This window comes from Vibrio sp. B1ASS3 (assembly GCF_905175355.1).
GTDB classification, from domain to species: Bacteria; Pseudomonadota; Gammaproteobacteria; order Enterobacterales; family Vibrionaceae; genus Vibrio; species Vibrio owensii.
This window is the reverse complement of record NZ_HG992742.1, coordinates 2,440,203-2,459,203: the sequence shown is the minus strand read 5'-3', so window position 1 is coordinate 2,459,203 and position 19,001 is coordinate 2,440,203. Positions and strand designations below refer to the sequence as shown.

Genomic DNA, 19,001 nt, shown 5'->3' with positions numbered 1-19,001 from the left:
GTCAGGAGGACAGGTTATGCATAATAACTACATTAAAGAGTTAGCCGTAAAGAGCTACCAAGAGGACCTACAAAAAGAGTATTACCGCGCTAAGCAGCGGACGTGGCATTTTCCGAGTTTTGTCTCTGGAATTGTGGTGACGCTGGTGGTGAGTGGGATGCTTTATTAAGGGATGATGGAATAGAGATTCCCGACTGCATTCCTTCGTTGCAATCAGGAATCTCTCTTGAAGTTTTGTTTATGGTTTCAGCGTATGAAACCCGGAGTAAATACGCGTAAACGTAGTAAACCAACATGCTGCACCAAAGATGTACGCAATCACGGCAAAATGTTGCGGGAACAAACAGAACAGCACGAAGCAACCGATGGTCTCTGTGCCTTCTGTCAGACCGCTCATGTAGTACAGAGATTTGTGCTTGTAGACAGGGTTATCGATACCACGTTTACCCGCCATGATCGCAAATGCTAAGAAGCTGCTTCCTGTACCAATAAACGAGAAGATCAAGAACGCGCCCGCGACAGCGTTTTGTTCTGGGTTTGCCAGTACAAAGCCAAATGGAATCAGAGAATAGAACAAGAAGTCTAAGCTTATATCAAGGAAGCCGCCCGCATCGGTGATGCCTTGAATCCTCGCTAAAGCACCATCCAATCCATCACAGATTCGATTCAATAGGATAAATGCTAATGCAAGCGTGTATTGCTCTGCCATCAATGCAGGTAAGGCAAAACAGCCAAGGGCGAAGCCAAACAAGGTGGTTTGGTTAGCCGTTACACCACATTTATCAATGAGTTTTGCGCTCTGTGCCAATGGCCACTTAATGATTTTGATACTCAGGCTATCAAGCATGGCTTGTCTCCCAAGGCCAGTTCAGGCAGCGACTGCCCTCAGGTATATCGTCTTCATCGTGCGTCACCATTAAAGCAGGAATGTTAGCTTGTTGAAGCTGCTCCACAACCCAATTGCGAAACTGTACGCGCAGATCTTTATCTAGCTTGCTGTATGGCTCATCGAGTAGGGCAACTTTCGGTTTTGCCAATAACATGCGGGTGAGAGCAATACGTGCGCGCTGGCCGCCAGAGATTTGATCAGGGAAAGACTCTGCAAGTTTAGTTAGCGAGATGTGCTTCAAAGCCTGCATTGCACGCTCTTTGCGCTCTGCACCTTTGATTGAATCGGGTAGCGCGAAGGCCAGGTTCTCCCACACGGTGAGGTGCGGGAAGAGCAAGTCATCTTGGAACAGAATACCCACCTGACGTTTGTGTGCAGGTAAAGCATCCAGCTTTTCGTTATCGAGCGTGATTGAGCCTGAATAGTCGAACTCGGAAGACAGGTGACCAGCAATCGCATCCAACAAGGTGGATTTTCCGCAGCCGCTTGGGCCCATCAGGGTAACAATTTCACCTTTCTTCACGGTCATGTTGAACGCAGAGAAAAGTGTGTCGCCATTGGTTTTACGGATGGCGAGGTTTTCGAGACAAAGACTCATTCGGTAGTAAACCTTTAATAGACAACCGGCGATACTTAACGTGTAAACGACTAAGTAGAATCGCAAAAGAGAAGAACATTAACGGCAAGAGCGCTTGCCAAATTGCATAAATCGCGGTGACACGACGGTCGAAGCCACTTGAGAGGGCTACCGCTTCTGTTGTTATTGTGCTGATGCGACCCGCACCCAGCACTAGTGTTGGTAGGTATTGAGCCAAGCTCACACTAATTCCCACTGCCCAAGCAAAGGCAATGGCAGGCAGAAGAATCGGCAATTTCACTTTCAACCAAGCTTGCATTGGTGATTTACCAAGGCTTAGAGCGACACGAGTCAAACCGTTGTCGAAGCTGCGCCAAGGCCCATCCAATGACAGATAAACGAATGGGAAAGCGAAGAAGACATGTGCCCAGCACACCCAGAAGAAATACGCATTGCTGTCGAGATACAGAGTAGCGACCTGCATACCAAACAACACAGAAAGCTGTGGGATCAACATAGGTACAGCGATGATGTACCCCGGCACCTGCCAGCGGTAGCGTAGGCGGTACTCATGAGCAATCAGCGCCAATACAAGTGCAATAGATGCACTGATAACTGCGATCAACATGCTTTGCTCTAGCGTGCCAAGAATGCTTTGCCACTCGTATTCCCAAAAACGTAAGCTATAGCGGCTGGGTAATAAGTCAGGGAAACGCCAACGCTGAGCAAAGCTCCATACCACCATCAAAGGCACCATTAGCAGTGCGAGTAGGGCAATCATAGAGAACAAGGTTTTACCCGGTAAGCGGAAGCCGCTACGGCCGGAGTATTGCCAGCGTTTGAAGCCTTTGGTAACGCTCCATTCGACGAGTCGTGCAAAACCAATCAAGAGGCTCGCAATGGCAAACAGCACCACCGCTCCCGCCGCTGCTCTTGGTAGGAGCGATAAATCAGGATCGTTAAACCACTGCCATACCAACACTGCAAACGTAGGAGGGTTGGTTGGACCGATAATTAGCGCCACATCCACAACGGATAAGCTGTAAGCCAGAACAGCCAACATTGGGAAACGTAGTTTCGCTAACCATTGTGGGAAAACACATTTCCACCACGCTTGCGCGGAACTGTAACCCATCGAATGACTGACTTTTTCAATCTTCTCAACTTTTAGCTGCTGAAGAATAGGAATGCTCATCAACAATAAAAACGGCACTTCTTTAATGGCAAGCATGACGATCAAACCCAGTGCGTGTGGGTCTTTGATCAACAACGCCAGATCATTCACCGTTTGCGCATTTGGATCGTAACCAAACATTTGATTGAGCACACGAACGCCCATACCTGTTGGTGCGAATAGAAAAGCGAAGCCGATAGCAAACGCGACATGCGGCATAGCAAGAAGAGGGGAAAGACTCATTTCAATCTTGCGCCAGAACTTGCTGCCCCATGAAGCTTGAAGAATCGCGAAAGTGATCAAACAAGCAAGGTAGCTGCTGAAAATGGCGGAATAGAAAGTCAGTCCAATCGATGTCCACACACCTTCCCAGTCAAACACAGCATGAAAGCCATCCAGTGAAAAGTGGTGCAAACCAATAGGGGGTACATAGCCGAGCGCAGACACCACCACCCCGAGTAGCCCCGGGATGGTCGGTAATATACAAACTGCGATAATAGCTAGATACAGCGCTCTTAACATGGGTGTGTATTAATTTCCGTAGCGTTTCAGCCATTCTTTTTCTAACGCTGCTTGCCAGCTTGGATGTGGCTCCGCGATAGATTTGAACTGTTGAGTATTCTTAGCCGTGCCGGTTAGGTACTGGCTGCTTAGCACTGAAGGATCACCCCAGATGTTGATATCACCTTTGCGAGATTGTGCTTCAGGGCTCAATAAAAAGTTTATAGCAACTTGCGCGCCTGCACTGGCATTTGCGTTCCAAGGAATCGCTAAGAAGTGGATGTTCGACAATGCGCCAGCGTCCATTGCGTATGCTTTGGTACTTTCTGCTAGGTTACCGCTTGATTGTGCTGAGAAAACCGCGTTCGGGTTGAACGTGACAGCTAGGTCAATCTGACCATCATCTAGCAGTTGTACGGTTTCTGCTGTTCCGCCTGGGAACTGTTTACCGCCACGCCATGCAACAGTGTGGAATTCATCTAAGTAAGCCCATAGAGGCTGCGTAACGGTTTTGAATGCTTCGTCGGTCACTGGTTTTTGCAGTGCAGGATCGTTGTTACTTAACTCAATGAGCAGAGATTTAATGAAGCTAGTGCCATGGAACTCTGGTGGGCGAGGGTAAGTAAGGCGGTTAGGAAACGCTTTTGCGTAACTTAGCATTTCCGCGTAAGAACTTGGCGGGTTGTTGAGCGTCTCTTCATCGTAGATAAAAACAAGTTGGCCCACACCCCATGGCGCTTCTAGGCCATCAGTCGGTTCTGAAAAATCGACATCTACCGGTAGTGTTTTATCGACATATTGCCAACTTGGTAGACCGTCAACAAAAGGACCAAACAGCAGTTGGTTGTCTTTCATTGATTTAAAGTTTTCACCATTAATCCAAACCATATCTACGCTGCCACCGCTGTTCTTCCCTGCGGCTTTTTCTGCGATAAGACGAGTGGTGGTTTCAGAAATGTCGGTGACTTTTACGTGGTTAAGCGTCACGTTGTAGCGAGATTTAATCTCTTTGCCTGTCCATTGGATATAGCGGTTGATCTCTTGGCTACCACCCCAAGCATGGAAATAAACAGTCTGACCGTCGGCTTGTTGTTCGATTTTTTGCCATTCTTCGGAGTGAGAAGTGGCATAAGAGGAGGTGGCAAAAGTGGTGGCTAAAATGCCAATGGTGCTAAGTAGCTTTTTCATACGTAATCCGTGTTTCTTTATCTTTGTTTTCATTTTGGAGCTTTGTTCGCCTATGTGATGAAAAACGTCTATTTTCGATACTCAACATAGGGGTATAAACAGGCTGAACGCTCTGTTCCCTCTACATGGATAGTAATCTATCTCGCTTTATTATCAACGCGAATTTGATAATAGTTTCATAGAATTATTCGCCTTGTGAGGTCATACCAATTCGCGTCAGTTTTTGGTTTTAAAAGTCGCCAAAAGAGGCACAAACTGTGAGCAAATTAGTAAGAATGAAAAGAGTGCAACTCCCGATAAGTCGCACTCTTTTGGCGTCAATAATGGATAGACCGGATTACTTCGCTAATTCTTCCATGTTGATGCCTTTTTTCTTCGCGATGTATTTTGGAATCAGAGACATGCCAAACAGGATAAGACCCGCAACCGCAAACTTCACTAGTAGCATCGCAGACACGCCGTTTGTCGCAATATCACCCGCCATGTAAGCGAAGATGAATGCACCTGGAGCCATTGTTAGTAGAGAAACCAGAGCGTAAGTGCCAAGGTTTAGGCTGGTTAGACCGTAAGCGTAGTTCTGTAGGCTGAATGGGAATACAGGTACTAGACGCGTTAGGATCAAGAAGCTTGTACCGTTTGCTGCTACGCCATCGTCGATTTTCTTGAAGATTGGGTTATCGCCAAACTTCTTCATGATGGTGTTACGAAGCAGGAAGCGCGCCACGATGAATGCCGCCACCGCGCCAAGCGTTGCAGAGAACAGCGCTAAGATACCGCCTTTGATTGGGCCAAATACGATACCCGCTACGATAGTGAACGCACTGCCTGGTAGTAGGAAAACACACGCAAACACGAATGCAGCTACGAATACTGCGTAACCCCAAACGCCAAAGCTTGCGATCCAATCTTGTAGGCTCTTGATGTCTGTGATGATTTCAAGGATGCCAGTTTGTTTTGCTGCAAATAAAGCGAGAGCAATAACAGCAACAATAAGAGCGATTTTTACGAATTTCATAAGTTCAACTTCACTTAAACCTAATAACTAAAAAGATGTAGCTACAAAAACGTAGCTACAGAGACACAGCTACACAGACATACACTTGATTAGGCCCGCTTTAGATTTGTAGCGGTTGAACCAAGCTTTTACAGGGCTAGCGAGCACGTTTACTGGCGGCTCATCACCTTGCATGATCACAGGGCCGAACATCAGATCCAGAATGTGCCAAGATTTCGTACCTACACCCATCATGGATGCGCGACAAGCCGAGCAGTAAACCACAACGTAGTCTGTCTCAAACTCTTCCACGCGGCGTTTGATTACGCGTGTTGCGACGTCTGGGTTTGCTGGCACTACCATGCCGCCGAAACCACAACAGCGTGTGTTTTCACGTGTGTGTTCTGGTTCTGAGGTTTTGTAGCCAAGCTCGTTCAAGATCCAGCGGATACCGTCTTGCAGCTCTTTTTCGTAGCGAGTAGAGCAAGAGTCGTGAATGGTAAATACCACGTCACTGTTTTTCGCTTTACCGCGTAGCGCTTCTGGCAGACCGATTTCTGGAAGCAGTTTCCACAATGAAACCGGTTTTTGTGTGCCACCAGATTTCTTGATCATGCCGTAGCAGCTTTGACACGCCACAATGACTTCTTGTGCGTCTAGCTTATCGAAGTCCGCTTGAAGCTGGCCGTAACGCTCTTTGAACTTCTCAGTTTGGCCAATAGCAGCGGTTGGTTTACCACAACACTTCTGCACTGCGCCCATGTCTGGGTACACTTCTTTTAAGTAGCTCGCAATTGCTGCTACGCCTTCTGGTGAGTAGGATGGCAAGCTGCATCCTGGCATAAATACTTTATTACTCATTTTGTCGATACCGCTCGTTTTGCCATAGTGAAGATTTTTGAGAAGCCCAGCTTCTGGTGCATATTGATTGCTTTGTGACCCGGCATTGGTGATTCACCATTGTTTGCCTTAACAAAGTCAGCACGTGCGCCTAGGAACATTTCCTTCATAGGGAAGTCTTTCGGACATACGATGGTGCACTGGTCACAGGCGTTACATGAGTAAGCCATCAGTGGGTCCATTGACTTGTTGTTCACAAAGTCAGAGAAGATGGTCTTTGGACAGTCACTGAAGTCATTCATCATGATGCACTCGGTCATACATAGCTTGCAGCTACATTGCAGACAGCGAGATGCTTCTTGTTTGATTTGTTCTTCAGTAAAGCCTAAATCCACTTGTGCAAAATCTTGCTTACGCTCTTCAGCGTTACGCAATTCACCGTGTAGGCGAGGGGTATCTACCGTACCTTTTGGTAGTGGCACGTCTAGACGAGATGAGTAGCTGTATTCTTGCTCGAAGTCGCGACCTTCAGTCAGTGGGCGAGTCGTTAGGAAACGCTCAACACTTATTGCGGCTTTGCGACCTAATGCCATCGCTTCAATCACGATGTTACCGCCACACGCGTCACCGGCTACGAAGACGTCTTCTAGGCTAGAAGCTAGCGTTTGTTTATCGACAACGTAACGGCCGCCGCGAGTTTGTTCTAGTGCGCCGCCAGTGATGTCAGCCACAACTTGACCCGTAGCGAAAACAACCGTATCCACAGAGATAGTTTTGCTTTCTTCGCTGTACTTAGGCGCAAAGTTGCCTTGCTCGTCAAAGATAGACACTACTTTCTTGATAGTGATGCCGGTTACTTTGCCGTTATCGTGTTCGATAGCAACTGGGCCCCAACCTGCATTGAACTCGACACCTTCTTCTAGCGATTCGTCGATTTCAATTTGGCTTGCAGGTAGGTTCTCTAGGCTCTCAAGCGAACATTGGTAAACGTCGCTTGCACCGATACGCCATGAAGAACGCGCACAGTCCATTGCCACGTCACCACCGCCGATAACCATCACGCGTTTACCTGCTCGTGGGAATTGGCGAGTTTCAGAAATCTCTTTCAAGTATTCAACCGCAGAGAACACACCATCGTTGTCGTGACCTGGTAGCGGAATGATAGAGCCTACGTGTGCACCGTGAGCCAGAATCACAGCATCGTGTTCGCTACGTAGAGTGTCGAAGCTGATGTCTTTGCCGATTTCAACACCGAAACGAGTCGTCACACCTAGCATTGCTAAGTAGCTGTATTCGAAGTCGATAACGTCGCGTGGTAGACGGTATTCAGGGATACCCACACGCATCATGCCGCCGTATACATCTAGCTTTTCGTAAATCGTTACTTCGTGGCCTTGACGACGAAGCTCAATAGCTGCTTGCGCACCAGCAGGGCCAGCACCCACGATCGCGATGTGCTTGTTGGTTAGCGGCGCGATGTTAAGATCCCAGTGATCTTGGTTATCCAGTTTTTCTGCAACGAAGCGTTTGATGCCTGCAACGCTGATTGGCTGACCGAATTCAGTGTTGCGACGACAAGAAGCTTCACAAGGGTGTGCACAGATGCGGCCAAGCGTTTGAGGTAGGAATAGTTTGCTGCGGATCAGATCCAAGGCGCCTTGGAAATTACCTTCGCCTGCCATGCGAACGTATTGTTTTACGTCTGTGTGCATTGGACATGCGGTTTGGCATGCCGGATCGGCATCACCCATACAGCCATCGACAATCATTTGCGCGGTGTCGAATAGCTTTTGGCTAAAAATTACATTGTTCATTAACTGCGGTTTCCGTGTTGATTAGCTCTTGCCGTTGATAACGTTCACTTCAGGATTCTTCTGCTCGTAGTGAGCATGGCTGTACTCGATCCATGAGCCGTCGTAGTTGTAGACGCCTTCTGCACCTAATACTTCAGTAAGAATCATGGTGGTGTGGGCAGAGCGAACACCAGACTGGCAGTAAGCGATAACTTTCTTGCCTTTGATGATGTCGCCGTAAAGGGCTTGCAGTTCTTCTGCTGATTTCAGCGTTGTGTCTTCGTTCAACGCTTTGGTCCAGTTAATGTGAACACTGCTTGGGATAGTGCCCGGACCATATGCGCCAGACACCGCTACTTCACCGCTAAATTCGTCGTTGCCGCGCGTATCTAGGATCACCCAATCAGGGTTGTTTTGTGCTGCGATAACCATGTCTAGCGTTGCTAGTGTGTTGTTGTCTTGTTTCGTGTTCGGAGCTTTGTATTCAACCGCTGCAACGCTTTGGTTTGCAGAGCCAGTTGGGAAACCTGCGCCCATCCAAGCGTTTAAGCCACCGTCTAGGTAACGAACGTCTTGGTGACCAAGGTTATGGATTTGCCAGTAAAGACGTGCAGCATCGTGGTGAGAGCCTGCTGCGTAAACGACGATTGTGCTGTCAGTGGTTGCACCGAAGCTACCTAAGATGGTTTCCATCTCTTCTGTGCTGTTGCTCATACCGCCGAAATCGTAAACGCCTTCTGCCGCAGAGTAATCGTTACGCCACATAGTGTAAGAACCAGAGATAGGGCTGTCTGGCTTGATAGGGTTTAGCGCGCCGATTACAACCACGTCTTTATCACTGTCCATCAGTGATTTCAGTTGTTGTGCAGAGATGAAGTGCTCTGGGTGAGCGTATTCAGTGAACTTTTGCTCTTGTGCTGCGGCATCCACTGTCACTGCTTCAGCTGAGAACATCGTATTGTAAGCTGAGTAGCCAACAGCTGCGACAGCCGCCAACACACCCAACGCAATCGTCGATTTTTTCATGAGTTGCTTCCATATTTTAATTTAAAGTTTTCCTGACGAGTCATTTCGCTCGGCAGTTAGAATTTTTTGCAGCTAGGAAGAAGACGCATGAACTTTGTAATTTTTCATAAGTGTTCATGGTGTATTAACACTCTTAAAGAGTGCATTCGCATCTAGCCCTTTGTTGGTAGGCATTTTGAGGAAATCGATACTTAGGGGGTATTGTGGTTTCCCACAATAATGAATCCGAATTGATCTAAAGCAACAAACTGATAGGGGGATGTGATGGTAAAATGTGCTACAAACAAATTTTCATATTATTTATTAAGTGATTAATAACCATTCTCATAAATTCGTCCGGTTGATACTCCTTGTTTCCCTCTTCTTCTCTTCTTTTAGTTTTTCGGACGAGCAAAAAACACAAAGAATGATTTATGACGTCGGTGTATTAGCACTGCGTGGGCACGCACATGCGCGAGAAGCATGGCAACCGACTTTGGATTGGTTAGAGGCTCAAAATCCCGGTTATAAATTCAACTTACATACTTACGACTTTGACCAACTCGAAGACGCGTTTTTGCACGGTTGGCTCGATTTCATCCTGACCAGTCCGGGGCAGGCGACCAAGCTTGCTCGTGAATACCCAATCAACTGGTTGGCAACGCAGAAAACTGCCTATAGTAATTTGCCAAATAAATCGATCGCATCTGTCGTTGTAGTGCGTGAAGCTTCACCATACAAAACGCTGCGTGACATCAATAAAGCGAACGTTGCGGCAGTATCAGAAAAAGCGTTTGGTGGATTCTTAGCCCTGCGTTACGAGCTCGACAAATTGGGTTACTTCAACTCTTCTTTTTTCGAAAAGATCCATTTTACTGGCCCGCCGACTGATCAACTGATTTTGGACGTGATCAAGAATGATCTTGATGTCGCGATCGTGCCAGCTTGTACTCTGGAGAACATGGCGAAAGAGGGGCGTATTCAACTGCATAACCTGCGCGTTCTAAATGAAAAGCGTCCTGCCGATTCTGTTTGTGCGGTAAGTACACCTTTGTACCCAAACTGGACGATGGCAATGACAGAGCGAGCGCCTGCGGATGTGGGGCAAATGGTGGCGCAAACCTTGTTCGCAATGCCCGAAGAGCACCCAGCAGCGATTGCTGCGAATAACGTGGGATGGATGTTGCCAGCGCCGAGCATCAATGTAGATAAAGTCTACAAGCACTTAGACATGCACCCATTACAAAAATCTTGGGGGCAAAAAGCGCAAGAATGGCTGCATAAGAACCAAGCGATTGCGATGGCCTCTTTGCTGACTCTGTTGCTCTTAACGGGCTATCACTTTTGGTTGGAGTGGAAATTCAAACGCAGCCGAGAAGAGCTACAAGCAACGATGAACGATTTGCGTCGCAAGAGCTCGATGCTTGAGCATGCTCAGCGAATTACCATTGTTGGTGAGCTAGGGAGTAGCCTTGCGCATGAAATCAATCAACCACTTGCCGCAATCAAGAATTACAGTCAGGGCGCGAAAGTGCGAATGGAGCGGGGCGCGACAGCTGAAGAAATGTCGCCAATCCTAGATAAGATTCAACAACAAGTTACGTCCGCGAGCGACATTATTCAGCGCCTTCGTAGCTTGATAAACAAAACGCCGATTGAAAAGAGCTGGGTAGATTTACCTTTCTTGATCGAAGAAGCGATGAAGCTGGTGGATTACGAATTTCAGCGCCATCGTATCCAACTTGGCGTGCTGTACTCCGGCGAACCGCAAAAAGTGTTTGCCGACGTGACTGGTTTGCAGCAAGTCATTCTTAATGTTCTGAACAATGCCAAAGACGCCTGTTTGAGCCATTCACCGAAACGAAAAGATTTGTACGTGGATCTGCACGTCAGTTTTTGTGATGAGATGGTCATCATTGATGTGACCGATAACGGAATTGGTATTGAAGAAGAGAGCACGCCACTTGATCAAGCCTTCTACACCACCAAAGAGAATGGGCTGGGGTTAGGTTTGGCGATTTGTCGTGATGTGCTTGATGCCCACCAAGGCAGCATTCAATTTAGGTCAATTGAGCCAACGGGGTGTCAGGTGACCATTGTATTACCGTATCAGGAGGCTTGTCATGAGTCGTAACCTTTGTCCGCTCTATATCGTTGATGATGAAGAGCCAGTATTGGAATCCATGGCATTTATGTTGGAAAGCTATGGTTATGAGGTTGAGACTTTCTCTAGCGGGATAGCGTTTCTCGATAATGCCGATTTATCATCACCCGGTTGCGTTTTGCTTGATAGCCGCATGCCAGAGATGCGAGGCCAAGACGTTCACCACTTCATGAACGAGAAGTTCAGTCCAATCAGTGTGATTTACCTGACAGGGCACGGCGACATCCCGATGGCGGTGGATGCACTCAAAGATGGTGCGTTAGATTTCTTCCAAAAGCCGGTTGATGGCAACGCTCTGGTGGTCGCCGTAGACGATGCGATGGCACAGTCGATCAAAAACTGTGAAAAGCTCGGAGCAAAACAAGTTCTACAGAATCTGACTAAGCGTGAAAGAGAAGTGCTTGGCTTAGTGGTGAAAGGGATGAAAAACCAAGAGATGGCGGATTTGTTGTGTGTCTCTCTGCGAACGATTGAAGTACACCGTTCCAACGTGATGAAGAAACTCGAAGCGGAAAGCCTTGCTGTACTGATTCGTAAAGTTGGACATTTAATCTAACAAAGCCGTATTTGGTGAACAAAGCGCATAATTGTGGCTAATTGAACCTATCCAGGTCGAAGTAAATACGGTAACTCAATGATAATTAGGGAAAGGTTTGCTCATTTACTATCTGGAAGATAACATCAGTAACCAGAATAAACCTTACTCTTAATTAGAATCCAACTATGTTTGTCGATACCGTTAAAAGCGCTTTCTCTTCATTGAGTGAAAATAAACAGGCTATTGCGAAAGCAACGGCGTTACCCATTCTCCTTTCTCTGATGCTGGATCTTGTACTGAACTCAGCGCAAGGGGATGTCGCTTCTATTCTTGTTCAGATCTTGATGGCTCTTTTATCTGCAATCGTTGCAATCAACGTTCACAGCATCATTTTGAAAGGTCCTCAGTCTGTGCCGCAGTGGGGACGTTTCACGTTTGGAAAAATCGAAATGTGGTTTATCGGCCACTACTCAGCCATGACGGTAGCGGTGGTCGCAGTGGCTGCGATTTTCGCGATGATTAATCTTGTCCTAGCAGCTATCGCGCTATTAGCGTTAAGCGTTGTGTGTTGTCGATTAGTCTTGGTTTTTCCTGCCATCGCGATTGGTAAAGGTGTTTCTTTTCCTTACGCGTGGAATCTTACTAAAGGCCATACCTGGTACATGATGAGCGTTGTGGTTATTGTGCCGCTTCTGTTTGGTTTGGCTATGTCTCCACTTGCGTTTTTACAGCTTCCTTTCCTGATGAGTCTTTTAAGCTTCTTTGTCACGATTGTTGGTATTGCCATTCTTTCCAAAGCTTATGAGCAATTAAGTGGCTTTGATGGAGAGGGTTACTCTCAGCAGTCATTCTAAAAACGGGTTTTCGCGATAATCCCTTATCCTGTAAGGCATAGAGATGATAAGAACGCTTCCTTTGTGAGGCGTTTTTTTGTGGCTTTCTGTGGGATTATTGACTTCGTTTTGTAAGAATTGATTACAATTTACATTTTTATAGTGATATAAAGCACACTTCTTTTGAGGGGAGCACTCGCTGTTTGTCCTCATTTTTCGGCTCATCAACAGGAAAAGGAAGGTGCTTTTTGCTCATTAGTCCGCCTTAGAACGATCTCTCAGATGCGTTTGCATCACTCCCTTCACCGTGCGCAATGCACCAACTAAGGCAATACGTTTATGAGAGATTTATGTTTAAATTTACAAAAGATACTTGGTTCAACAACATTAAAGGAGATTGTTTATCAGGAGTTGTTGTAGCGCTGGCACTTATACCAGAAGCTATCGCATTCTCTATTATCGCGGGACTTGACCCTAAAGTTGGTCTATACGCCTCGTTTTCAATATGTGTCGTTATTGCGTTCACAGGCTCAAGGTCCGGAATGATTTCCGCGGCGACAGGAGCGATGGCGCTATTAATGACCACCTTAGTCAAAGATCATGGTTTGCAGTATCTGTTAGCGGCTTCTTTTTTCGCTGGCGTACTTCAATTATTGATTGGGTATTTGAGACTAGGGGACCTAATGCGTTTTGTATCCAAGTCGATCATGACGGGGTTCGTTAACGCTTTGGCTATCTTGATCTTTATGGCTCAACTGCCTGAACTGACGAACGTTTCTTGGCCAGTTTATGCGCTGACTGCGTTAGGATTAGCCATTATATATCTGTTTCCATACTTACCAAAAATCGGAAAAATGCTGCCTTCTCCATTGGTGTGCATTATCTCGGTGACGGTGATTGCGTTGATGTTTGATATCGATATCCGAACGGTTGGAGATATGGGGGATTTGCCCGATTCGCTCCCTGTGTTCATGATTCCCGATATTCCCTTCAACCTTGAAACGCTCCAAATAATTTTCCCGTATTCGTTAGCACTCGCCATTGTTGGTGTGTTGGAGTCTCTTATGACGGCGTCGATCGTTGATGAGCTTACTGATACGGAAAGCGAAAAGAATGATGAGTGTAAAGGGCAGGGCATTGCGAATATGGTGGCGTCACTGTTTGGTGGCATGGCCGGATGCGCGATGATTGGTCAATCGATGATCAACATTCAATCTGGTGGCAGAACACGCTTGTCTACGCTCTGTGCGGGTGTGTTTTTGCTGATTATGGTGGTGTTCTTAGGAGATTACCTTAAGCAAATACCGATGGCTGCTTTGGTTGCTGTGATGATCATGGTCTCTATCAGCACGTTTTCTTGGCGCTCTCTTGCAGAGATGCGTAAGCACAGTTTACCAACTAACGTGATCATGGTATCCACCGTCATTGCTGTTGTTGCGACTCATAACCTCGCGATTGGCGTCTTAGTCGGCGTTTTGCTTGCGTGTGTGTTTTACGTGAATCAAAGTCGCACCTTAATGAAGGTATCGGATGAGGTCATCATTGATAATGACCATACGATTCACAAAGTACACGGCCAGATCTTTTTCGTTTCTGCTTACAGCTTTACCGATATGTTTGATTTCGAGAATGCGACTAAGTACATCACGATAGATTTATCCGATGCGCATTTTTGGGATATCACGGCAATATCTGCATTAGATAAAGCGATCATCAAGTTCCGAAAAGGTGGCTCTATTGTCGCTGTGAGAGGAATGAATGAAGCAACGCTGGATATGATTGATCGCCATGCGATTTATGATGATCCGGAAAAGCTTGCTAAACAAGGTATGGGACACTAGAAACAAAAAAAGCAGCCAAAAGGCTGCTTTTTTAGGAACTTATGTATTCAGAGGCGATTGGTTTACACACTAAGGTTTTAAAACCGCTCTAAAACTCAAGTTATGATTAGTTCACCCACTCACGCAGTGTGAACGTTAGTTCGTGATCTGCGTTTTTAAGTACTAGACCTTGGTCAGTCAGAGTAACGTCGCTCCAATCAGAAAGCGTTTCAGACATTACTTTTTCAATCTTCATTTGATCGCCTACACACATCATCATGGTCATGCCCATTTTTTCAATGCGTAGTTGGTTGTCTTTCAGTTCAGCTTGACCGAAGAAGTTGTTACAACCTGCGTTGCCGTTCGCCGTTAGGTTTTCACCGATTTCTAGACGAGGGGCTTTTTGTTGTTCTTCCAATGCGATGTTTTTGCCATCGATTTGAACCAGCTCCCAGTTGTGGTGCTGTAGATCCTGAGCCGTAATTTCTTTCACATTATCACCGTTGCTAGCGCATGCAGTCATTAGAACTGGAAGAGAGATTGCTGCTACTAACGTTTTTAGGCTAAGCTTCATTTTATTGACTCCGTTTTTAGAAAACGTGGTAAGTATAGGTAATAAAACACTGTTTTTGTCAGCATACGGTTATGGTTTCGTATGTTTTTAAACACAGCGTATTTTATAACAGAGATCCCATTCCCGGTATTGAAATTCACAGAAAACTTCGAAATTTCTTACAGTTATTCGACTATAAGTGAATCGGGTCTCGATGAGATAACTAAAGAACGGGTTGAGCATGGAGCAACTGGAGTTTTTTACCGTCCCGAGTCCTTGTGTCGGAGTATGTACCTCAGACGAAAAGGGCTATTGCAAAGGATGTATGCGTAAAAGAGAAGAGCGGTTTAATTGGCTGAGCTTTACCCCAGCGCAGCAGTTGCACGTGATTAAGTTATGCCGTCAGCGGTATAGAAGAAAAGTACTGGCAGGAAAGGGGAAGGCAGAGCTGCCTAAAGATGATTTGTCACCGCAACAAGATTTGTTCTGATGGTTGGCTTTGGTTTTCGCTATCTAAACTGTCATATCTATTCGTCGGCTGAGCACCTATTCTATCGGCTTAGCTAACCAATTTATCGACTTATTTACCTATTGATTGTCCAGTTCAACAACTATTCCCGGCCCAGTCTGAGAGGCTCATCCATAAGAGCCGGGAAGTTCCTATCCATTTTCTCGCCCAAAAGAGTGAGCGTTTGGCGTTATTTTAAAGACCATTGGTCGCTTACCCAGCCTCCTGCTTGTTCGTCGAAGTGACTCCCGGCAAAGCGGTGGTTTTGTTCAACCTCTAGTTTACTCGCTGGCATTTCATCCATCAGTCGGTGGATATAGTTTGCCATTGGATCAGTACACGATTCGCGCTCTCTACGAGTAACCACTTCTTTAATTAATTGCAGTCTATAGCTGTTGCTGGCTCGTTTCATTTTTGACCTCCAGAACTCGATGGCAGCAGTTTGAACACATTGGCGTTCATATCGCTGCTCATTGGCGTGAGCGTAGAAGCCCATCGCCTTCGTTTGAAGTCTGAGAGACAAATTGTTTGAGAGCAGTGTTTGTAACGCCATTCACGTCTTTCTCAGAATCATTGGCTGCATGAATCAAAAATGACTCCAAAAACTCAGTTAATGAATCTGCATATTTGAAAGACCTTATCAAACATAGAAGCCGCACACAGGGGCGTCAATAACACAAGTGAACATTTTTTGAACGATTTGTGAAGGTGGCGTTTTATCAGAGATTTAGCGCCAATAAAAAAACCGGAGCCACTTGGGCTCCGATTGGTCTTAGAGTCAGTCTGACACGCCTTTGTTTCGATTGTTATGCAACCGAATGGCTGTCAACGTCTAAGTGTAGACAATGTCTAGATAGATTAGCTACCAGAAGCAGGACAACCTTTCACTGGCTGACCGTTGCTGAAGTACTGGATGTTGCCTAGGTTTTTCTTGAAATCATCTGCTGAAATCTGAGGGTTCTTAGCAAAGAACTCACGTAGCACATAAGCATCTGTTAGCTGAGTAGATTCAACATCAATGATCGGGTAGTCATCGCCGCCCGCTGCGCTGAAGCTGATTACAGAGAAGGTGTACGTCGCTGCTGGATCGAAAGCTTTATTGTTGATTTCAGTAATCGTTACGTCACTTTCGTCACAGTTAACAGATAGTTTGATGTTATCCAGTTGAGCGTAAGCACCAGAACCCGCTGACTTAGTTGCAACTACGTCTAGGTACTCTTTCACTTCTGCACCCGTCATGGTCGCTTTAGTTACGAAGTTACCAAAAGGTTGTACCGTTAGTACGTCGCGGTAAGTGATGTCGCCAGTTTGGATTGAATCACGCACACCACCTGAGTTCATTACACCGAAGTCAGCGTTAACTAGCTCATAAGTACGGTACGCTTCACCCAGTAGGTGACCAAGGTTAGTTTGCTCAGAACGAACAACACTACGGTCACCTTCAAGTTTACCGTCAGTTGCTGAGATCACTTCATCTAGCAGGTCTTGACCTTGTTGTTGGTAAGGTAGAAGGATCGATTTCACTGTCGCATCGTGCTTGATGTATTCACCGATAACTTCATCGTTATCATCAAGAAGGTTCACAGGGATCAGAGCGTAGTTCGCTAGGTGAAGTTTGCCATCGTAGTATTCGAAGTCTGCACGACCTACGTATTTACCCCACTCATGCGCTTGCATGATGTAAGTACCGTTTTGTTGATCTGGCGTACAGTCATCACCTGGTTTGAAGTCAGCGTAGTTATTGGTACCTGGCTCCATACATACAGGGTTTTGAGAGTGGCCACCGATGATCGCGTCTAGCTCACCTTCTTCAAGAGAACGTGCAAGTAGAACATCACCAGGTGCTTCGCTGCCGTGTTGACCATCTTGGTAGTGGCCCATGTGAGTTGTAGCGAATACTAGGTCAACTTTTTCGTTTGCTTCGATTTCTGCAAGTACTTTTTGGATTTCAACTTGTGGATCTTCGAAGTAGATATCAGCAACGTTGTCTGGGTTTACCAGTTTCGCTGTGTCTTTTGTTGTAAGACCGATTACCGCTACTTTAAGGCCGTTAATCGTGAATACTTTGTAAGGGGCGAAGTAACGCTCATCAGTTACTTTACCGTCTGCATCTTTCTTGTAGATGTTCGCTGCTAGCATAGGGAAGTCTGCTAGCTCAGCTTGCATGTCTAGAACATCTAGAGAGTTATCGAATTCGTGGTTACCCACTGCCATTGCATCGTAACCAATCAGGTTCATACCTACGAAGTCTGGTACTGCATCTTGCATATCTGACTCTGGTACACCTGTGTTGATGTCACCACCAGATAGAAGAATACTCTCACCGCCGTTTGCAGCAACTTCTGCACGAATAGACTCGATAAGCGTTTTACGAGCAGCCATGCCGTACTCGCCATCACTGTTGTGCCAGAAACGACCGTGGTTATCGTTAGTGTGTAGAACCGTGAACTTAGTACATGAGTCTGCTGTGTCACAGGTCACTGGAGAGTTGTCGCTGTCTGAGCCACATCCTGCTAGCGCAGCGCCGACCGAAAGTACCAAAAGGGATTTGGAAAACTTCATAAGGGATCCTTTCTTTGTGATTTTGTTATTGTTACGGCGTGCAATATACGGAAATAGTGTGAAACTTTAGTGATCTACTTCTTATTTATAGTTTTGTTGAATAAGGGAAATTACGGCACTGCAAAGCATGTCGATAAATAAACAGAAATCGTATTTAGTAAAGGTTTGATCCATTATTGAATTAAAAGTGTGAGCGGTTTAATTGAATGCATTTTGTTTATGTGAATCAATACGCGTTTTGGTGAGATATAAAGCAAACTTTGGTGATTATTTTGCCAAATTCATGTCTTCTTAATGCCAAAGAAACAAATAGTTATACTTTTCTGTACGCTGTGTTGAGAGGAAGGGATGCTCAAAAAAACAACCGCGCTTGCCGCAGAAATCGATTGCTCATGGCAGAAACTGTTCAACGTGAACGGTAATTTGTACAACGGCTATTCTTATGACCCACATTATTGGCAAAAGTTCTCCGATCTTTGTGCTGTATTTTTATACCAATCTGACGCCTGTACGTATATATCCTGTCCTCCAAGTTTATGGGAAAGAATTAAACATTTTCAGACCAATGAGCTGGAGAGAAAATTAAATAACAAGCAATTGTTCTGTGAATACGACGATGTCGACTACTATTTATTTAATGACGATAACGTCAACAAAGACGACGAAGTGATTTCTCTTTCTATTGAGTCGGATCGTGAGTTGCTCGAATCCTTTTTAAGTCGTGAAAGTGAAGAAGATATTTTAAAGGCGGATTTTGACCTCGATAGCCATTTTTTCTATGGCATCTTCGATAACAAAGAACTGGTCGCTGTGCTTGCTTCATACTGTTATCAAGGAAAGGAACCATTCGAGTCTTTGTCCATATTAGTTTCCCCAAATTCGAGAGGGAAAGGTTATGGGAAACGGCTGCTTGGCCACTTAATTAATGAAGTGAAGACTAGGCAGCGCACAATTAGGTATCGAGTAAATATTGAAAATACGATCTCAATAAAGCTGTGCCAGTCATTAGGTTTTGAAGCGTACAGCCGTCAGAGGGTGTTTACTCAGGAATAACGAGAAAGG

18 protein-coding genes are annotated in these 19,001 nt (G+C 45.8%); 7 read left to right on the top strand and 11 right to left on the bottom strand.

Going from position 1 to position 19,001, the window contains the following annotated elements; all coding sequences use genetic code 11:
• Positions 1-16 precede the first annotated feature (16 nt).
• Complete coding sequence (locus KJB05_RS11245) at positions 17-169, top strand: hypothetical protein (protein ID WP_170001019.1); 153 nt, start codon at positions 17-19, stop codon at positions 167-169.
• Between the two features lie 69 nt (positions 170-238).
• On the opposite strand, the gene KJB05_RS11240 is transcribed toward KJB05_RS11245, so the two are convergent.
• The 8 genes from KJB05_RS11240 to KJB05_RS11205 form a co-directional block, all read right to left on the bottom strand.
• Positions 239-847: a CDP-alcohol phosphatidyltransferase family protein gene (locus tag KJB05_RS11240; RefSeq protein ID WP_005450653.1), complete on the bottom strand. Its 609-nt coding sequence runs from the start codon at positions 845-847 to the stop codon at positions 239-241.
• Positions 840-1,487, bottom strand: a complete 648-nt coding sequence (locus KJB05_RS11235) for an ATP-binding cassette domain-containing protein (protein WP_009705796.1) — start codon at positions 1,485-1,487, stop codon at positions 840-842. Before KJB05_RS11235 ends, KJB05_RS11240 begins: the two co-directional genes overlap by 8 nt.
• Positions 1,453-3,162, bottom strand: a complete 1,710-nt coding sequence (locus KJB05_RS11230; protein WP_208445471.1) for a thiamine ABC transporter permease — start codon at positions 3,160-3,162, stop codon at positions 1,453-1,455. Before KJB05_RS11230 ends, KJB05_RS11235 begins: the two co-directional genes overlap by 35 nt.
• 9 nt (positions 3,163-3,171) lie before the next feature.
• The gene (locus KJB05_RS11225) at positions 3,172-4,329 is read right to left on the bottom strand and encodes an ABC transporter substrate-binding protein (protein WP_208445472.1); all 1,158 of its coding nucleotides are present in this window, start codon (positions 4,327-4,329) and stop codon (positions 3,172-3,174) included.
• 337 nt (positions 4,330-4,666) lie between these two features.
• Positions 4,667-5,344 carry a TVP38/TMEM64 family protein gene (locus tag KJB05_RS11220; RefSeq protein ID WP_005442307.1) on the bottom strand — a complete coding sequence of 226 codons (678 nt, stop codon included), beginning with the start codon at positions 5,342-5,344 and terminating at the stop codon, positions 4,667-4,669.
• Positions 5,345-5,413: 69 nt separating this feature from the next.
• Complete coding sequence (locus KJB05_RS11215) at positions 5,414-6,184, bottom strand: (Fe-S)-binding protein (protein WP_005442306.1); 771 nt, start codon at positions 6,182-6,184, stop codon at positions 5,414-5,416.
• Positions 6,181-7,977 carry an FAD-dependent oxidoreductase gene (locus tag KJB05_RS11210; RefSeq protein WP_208445473.1) on the bottom strand — a complete coding sequence of 599 codons (1,797 nt, stop codon included), beginning with the start codon at positions 7,975-7,977 and terminating at the stop codon, positions 6,181-6,183. The genes KJB05_RS11215 and KJB05_RS11210 overlap by 4 nt, the downstream gene beginning before the upstream one ends.
• A gap of 21 nt (positions 7,978-7,998) precedes the next feature.
• Positions 7,999-8,982, bottom strand: a complete 984-nt coding sequence (locus KJB05_RS11205; RefSeq protein WP_009705802.1) for a rhodanese-like domain-containing protein — start codon at positions 8,980-8,982, stop codon at positions 7,999-8,001.
• A 307-nt stretch (positions 8,983-9,289) separates the two neighbouring features.
• Between KJB05_RS11205 and KJB05_RS11200 the strand changes: the two genes are divergently transcribed.
• The 4 genes from KJB05_RS11200 to KJB05_RS11185 all read left to right on the top strand — a co-directional run bounded on the left by KJB05_RS11200 (position 9,290) and on the right by KJB05_RS11185 (position 14,337).
• Positions 9,290-11,095 (top strand): sensor histidine kinase, encoded by a 1,806-nt coding sequence (locus KJB05_RS11200; RefSeq protein ID WP_032802684.1) that lies wholly within the window; start codon positions 9,290-9,292, stop codon positions 11,093-11,095.
• The gene (locus tag KJB05_RS11195; RefSeq protein WP_208445474.1) at positions 11,085-11,681 is read left to right on the top strand and encodes a response regulator; all 597 of its coding nucleotides are present in this window, start codon (positions 11,085-11,087) and stop codon (positions 11,679-11,681) included. Before KJB05_RS11200 ends, KJB05_RS11195 begins: the two co-directional genes overlap by 11 nt.
• A gap of 167 nt (positions 11,682-11,848) precedes the next feature.
• Entirely contained in the window at positions 11,849-12,517 is a 669-nt protein-coding gene (locus KJB05_RS11190) for a hypothetical protein (protein WP_208445475.1), read from the top strand.
• A 329-nt stretch (positions 12,518-12,846) separates the two neighbouring features.
• The gene (locus KJB05_RS11185; RefSeq protein ID WP_208445476.1) at positions 12,847-14,337 is read left to right on the top strand and encodes a SulP family inorganic anion transporter; all 1,491 of its coding nucleotides are present in this window, start codon (positions 12,847-12,849) and stop codon (positions 14,335-14,337) included.
• A gap of 106 nt (positions 14,338-14,443) precedes the next feature.
• Here the strand turns inward: KJB05_RS11185 and KJB05_RS11180 are convergent, their stop codons facing one another.
• Positions 14,444-14,890: an META domain-containing protein gene (locus tag KJB05_RS11180; RefSeq protein WP_020194913.1), complete on the bottom strand. Its 447-nt coding sequence runs from the start codon at positions 14,888-14,890 to the stop codon at positions 14,444-14,446.
• A gap of 220 nt (positions 14,891-15,110) precedes the next feature.
• On the opposite strand from KJB05_RS11180, the gene KJB05_RS11175 reads away from it, so the two are divergent.
• The gene (locus tag KJB05_RS11175; protein ID WP_020194912.1) at positions 15,111-15,359 is read left to right on the top strand and encodes a DUF1289 domain-containing protein; all 249 of its coding nucleotides are present in this window, start codon (positions 15,111-15,113) and stop codon (positions 15,357-15,359) included.
• A gap of 208 nt (positions 15,360-15,567) precedes the next feature.
• On the opposite strand, the gene KJB05_RS11170 is transcribed toward KJB05_RS11175, so the two are convergent.
• Both KJB05_RS11170 and ushA read right to left on the bottom strand, forming a co-directional pair.
• Positions 15,568-15,789 (bottom strand): hypothetical protein, encoded by a 222-nt coding sequence (locus tag KJB05_RS11170; protein WP_009705808.1) that lies wholly within the window; start codon positions 15,787-15,789, stop codon positions 15,568-15,570.
• A 446-nt stretch (positions 15,790-16,235) separates the two neighbouring features.
• The gene (gene ushA / locus KJB05_RS11165) at positions 16,236-17,939 is read right to left on the bottom strand and encodes a bifunctional UDP-sugar hydrolase/5'-nucleotidase UshA (protein ID WP_054822706.1); all 1,704 of its coding nucleotides are present in this window, start codon (positions 17,937-17,939) and stop codon (positions 16,236-16,238) included.
• 348 nt (positions 17,940-18,287) lie between these two features.
• Between ushA and KJB05_RS11160 the strand changes: the two genes are divergently transcribed.
• Positions 18,288-18,992, top strand: a complete 705-nt coding sequence (locus tag KJB05_RS11160) for a GNAT family N-acetyltransferase (RefSeq protein WP_009705811.1) — start codon at positions 18,288-18,290, stop codon at positions 18,990-18,992.
• The last annotated feature ends 9 nt before the right edge of the window (positions 18,993-19,001 follow it).

What these genes read in the sequence shown, in the direction of transcription:
- KJB05_RS11160 (WP_009705811.1), top strand. Translation starts at nt 18,288, where the DNA reads ATGCTCAAAAAAACAACCGCGCTTGCCGCAGAAATCGATTGCTCATGG.
- KJB05_RS11245 (WP_170001019.1), top strand. Translation starts at nt 17, where the DNA reads ATGCATAATAACTACATTAAAGAGTTAGCCGTAAAGAGCTACCAAGAG.
- KJB05_RS11230 (WP_208445471.1), bottom strand. Translation starts at nt 3,162, where the DNA reads ATGTTAAGAGCGCTGTATCTAGCTATTATCGCAGTTTGTATATTACCG.
- KJB05_RS11215 (WP_005442306.1), bottom strand. Translation starts at nt 6,184, where the DNA reads ATGAGTAATAAAGTATTTATGCCAGGATGCAGCTTGCCATCCTACTCA.
- KJB05_RS11190 (WP_208445475.1), top strand. Translation starts at nt 11,849, where the DNA reads ATGTTTGTCGATACCGTTAAAAGCGCTTTCTCTTCATTGAGTGAAAAT.
- KJB05_RS11175 (WP_020194912.1), top strand. Translation starts at nt 15,111, where the DNA reads ATGGAGCAACTGGAGTTTTTTACCGTCCCGAGTCCTTGTGTCGGAGTA.
- KJB05_RS11210 (WP_208445473.1), bottom strand. Translation starts at nt 7,977, where the DNA reads ATGAACAATGTAATTTTTAGCCAAAAGCTATTCGACACCGCGCAAATG.
- KJB05_RS11220 (WP_005442307.1), bottom strand. Translation starts at nt 5,344, where the DNA reads ATGAAATTCGTAAAAATCGCTCTTATTGTTGCTGTTATTGCTCTCGCT.
- KJB05_RS11180 (WP_020194913.1), bottom strand. Translation starts at nt 14,890, where the DNA reads ATGAAGCTTAGCCTAAAAACGTTAGTAGCAGCAATCTCTCTTCCAGTT.
- ushA (WP_054822706.1), bottom strand. Translation starts at nt 17,939, where the DNA reads ATGAAGTTTTCCAAATCCCTTTTGGTACTTTCGGTCGGCGCTGCGCTA.
- KJB05_RS11205 (WP_009705802.1), bottom strand. Translation starts at nt 8,982, where the DNA reads ATGAAAAAATCGACGATTGCGTTGGGTGTGTTGGCGGCTGTCGCAGCT.
- KJB05_RS11235 (WP_009705796.1), bottom strand. Translation starts at nt 1,487, where the DNA reads ATGAGTCTTTGTCTCGAAAACCTCGCCATCCGTAAAACCAATGGCGAC.
- KJB05_RS11170 (WP_009705808.1), bottom strand. Translation starts at nt 15,789, where the DNA reads ATGAAACGAGCCAGCAACAGCTATAGACTGCAATTAATTAAAGAAGTG.
- KJB05_RS11185 (WP_208445476.1), top strand. Translation starts at nt 12,847, where the DNA reads ATGTTTAAATTTACAAAAGATACTTGGTTCAACAACATTAAAGGAGAT.
- KJB05_RS11240 (WP_005450653.1), bottom strand. Translation starts at nt 847, where the DNA reads ATGCTTGATAGCCTGAGTATCAAAATCATTAAGTGGCCATTGGCACAG.
- KJB05_RS11195 (WP_208445474.1), top strand. Translation starts at nt 11,085, where the DNA reads ATGAGTCGTAACCTTTGTCCGCTCTATATCGTTGATGATGAAGAGCCA.
- KJB05_RS11225 (WP_208445472.1), bottom strand. Translation starts at nt 4,329, where the DNA reads ATGAAAAAGCTACTTAGCACCATTGGCATTTTAGCCACCACTTTTGCC.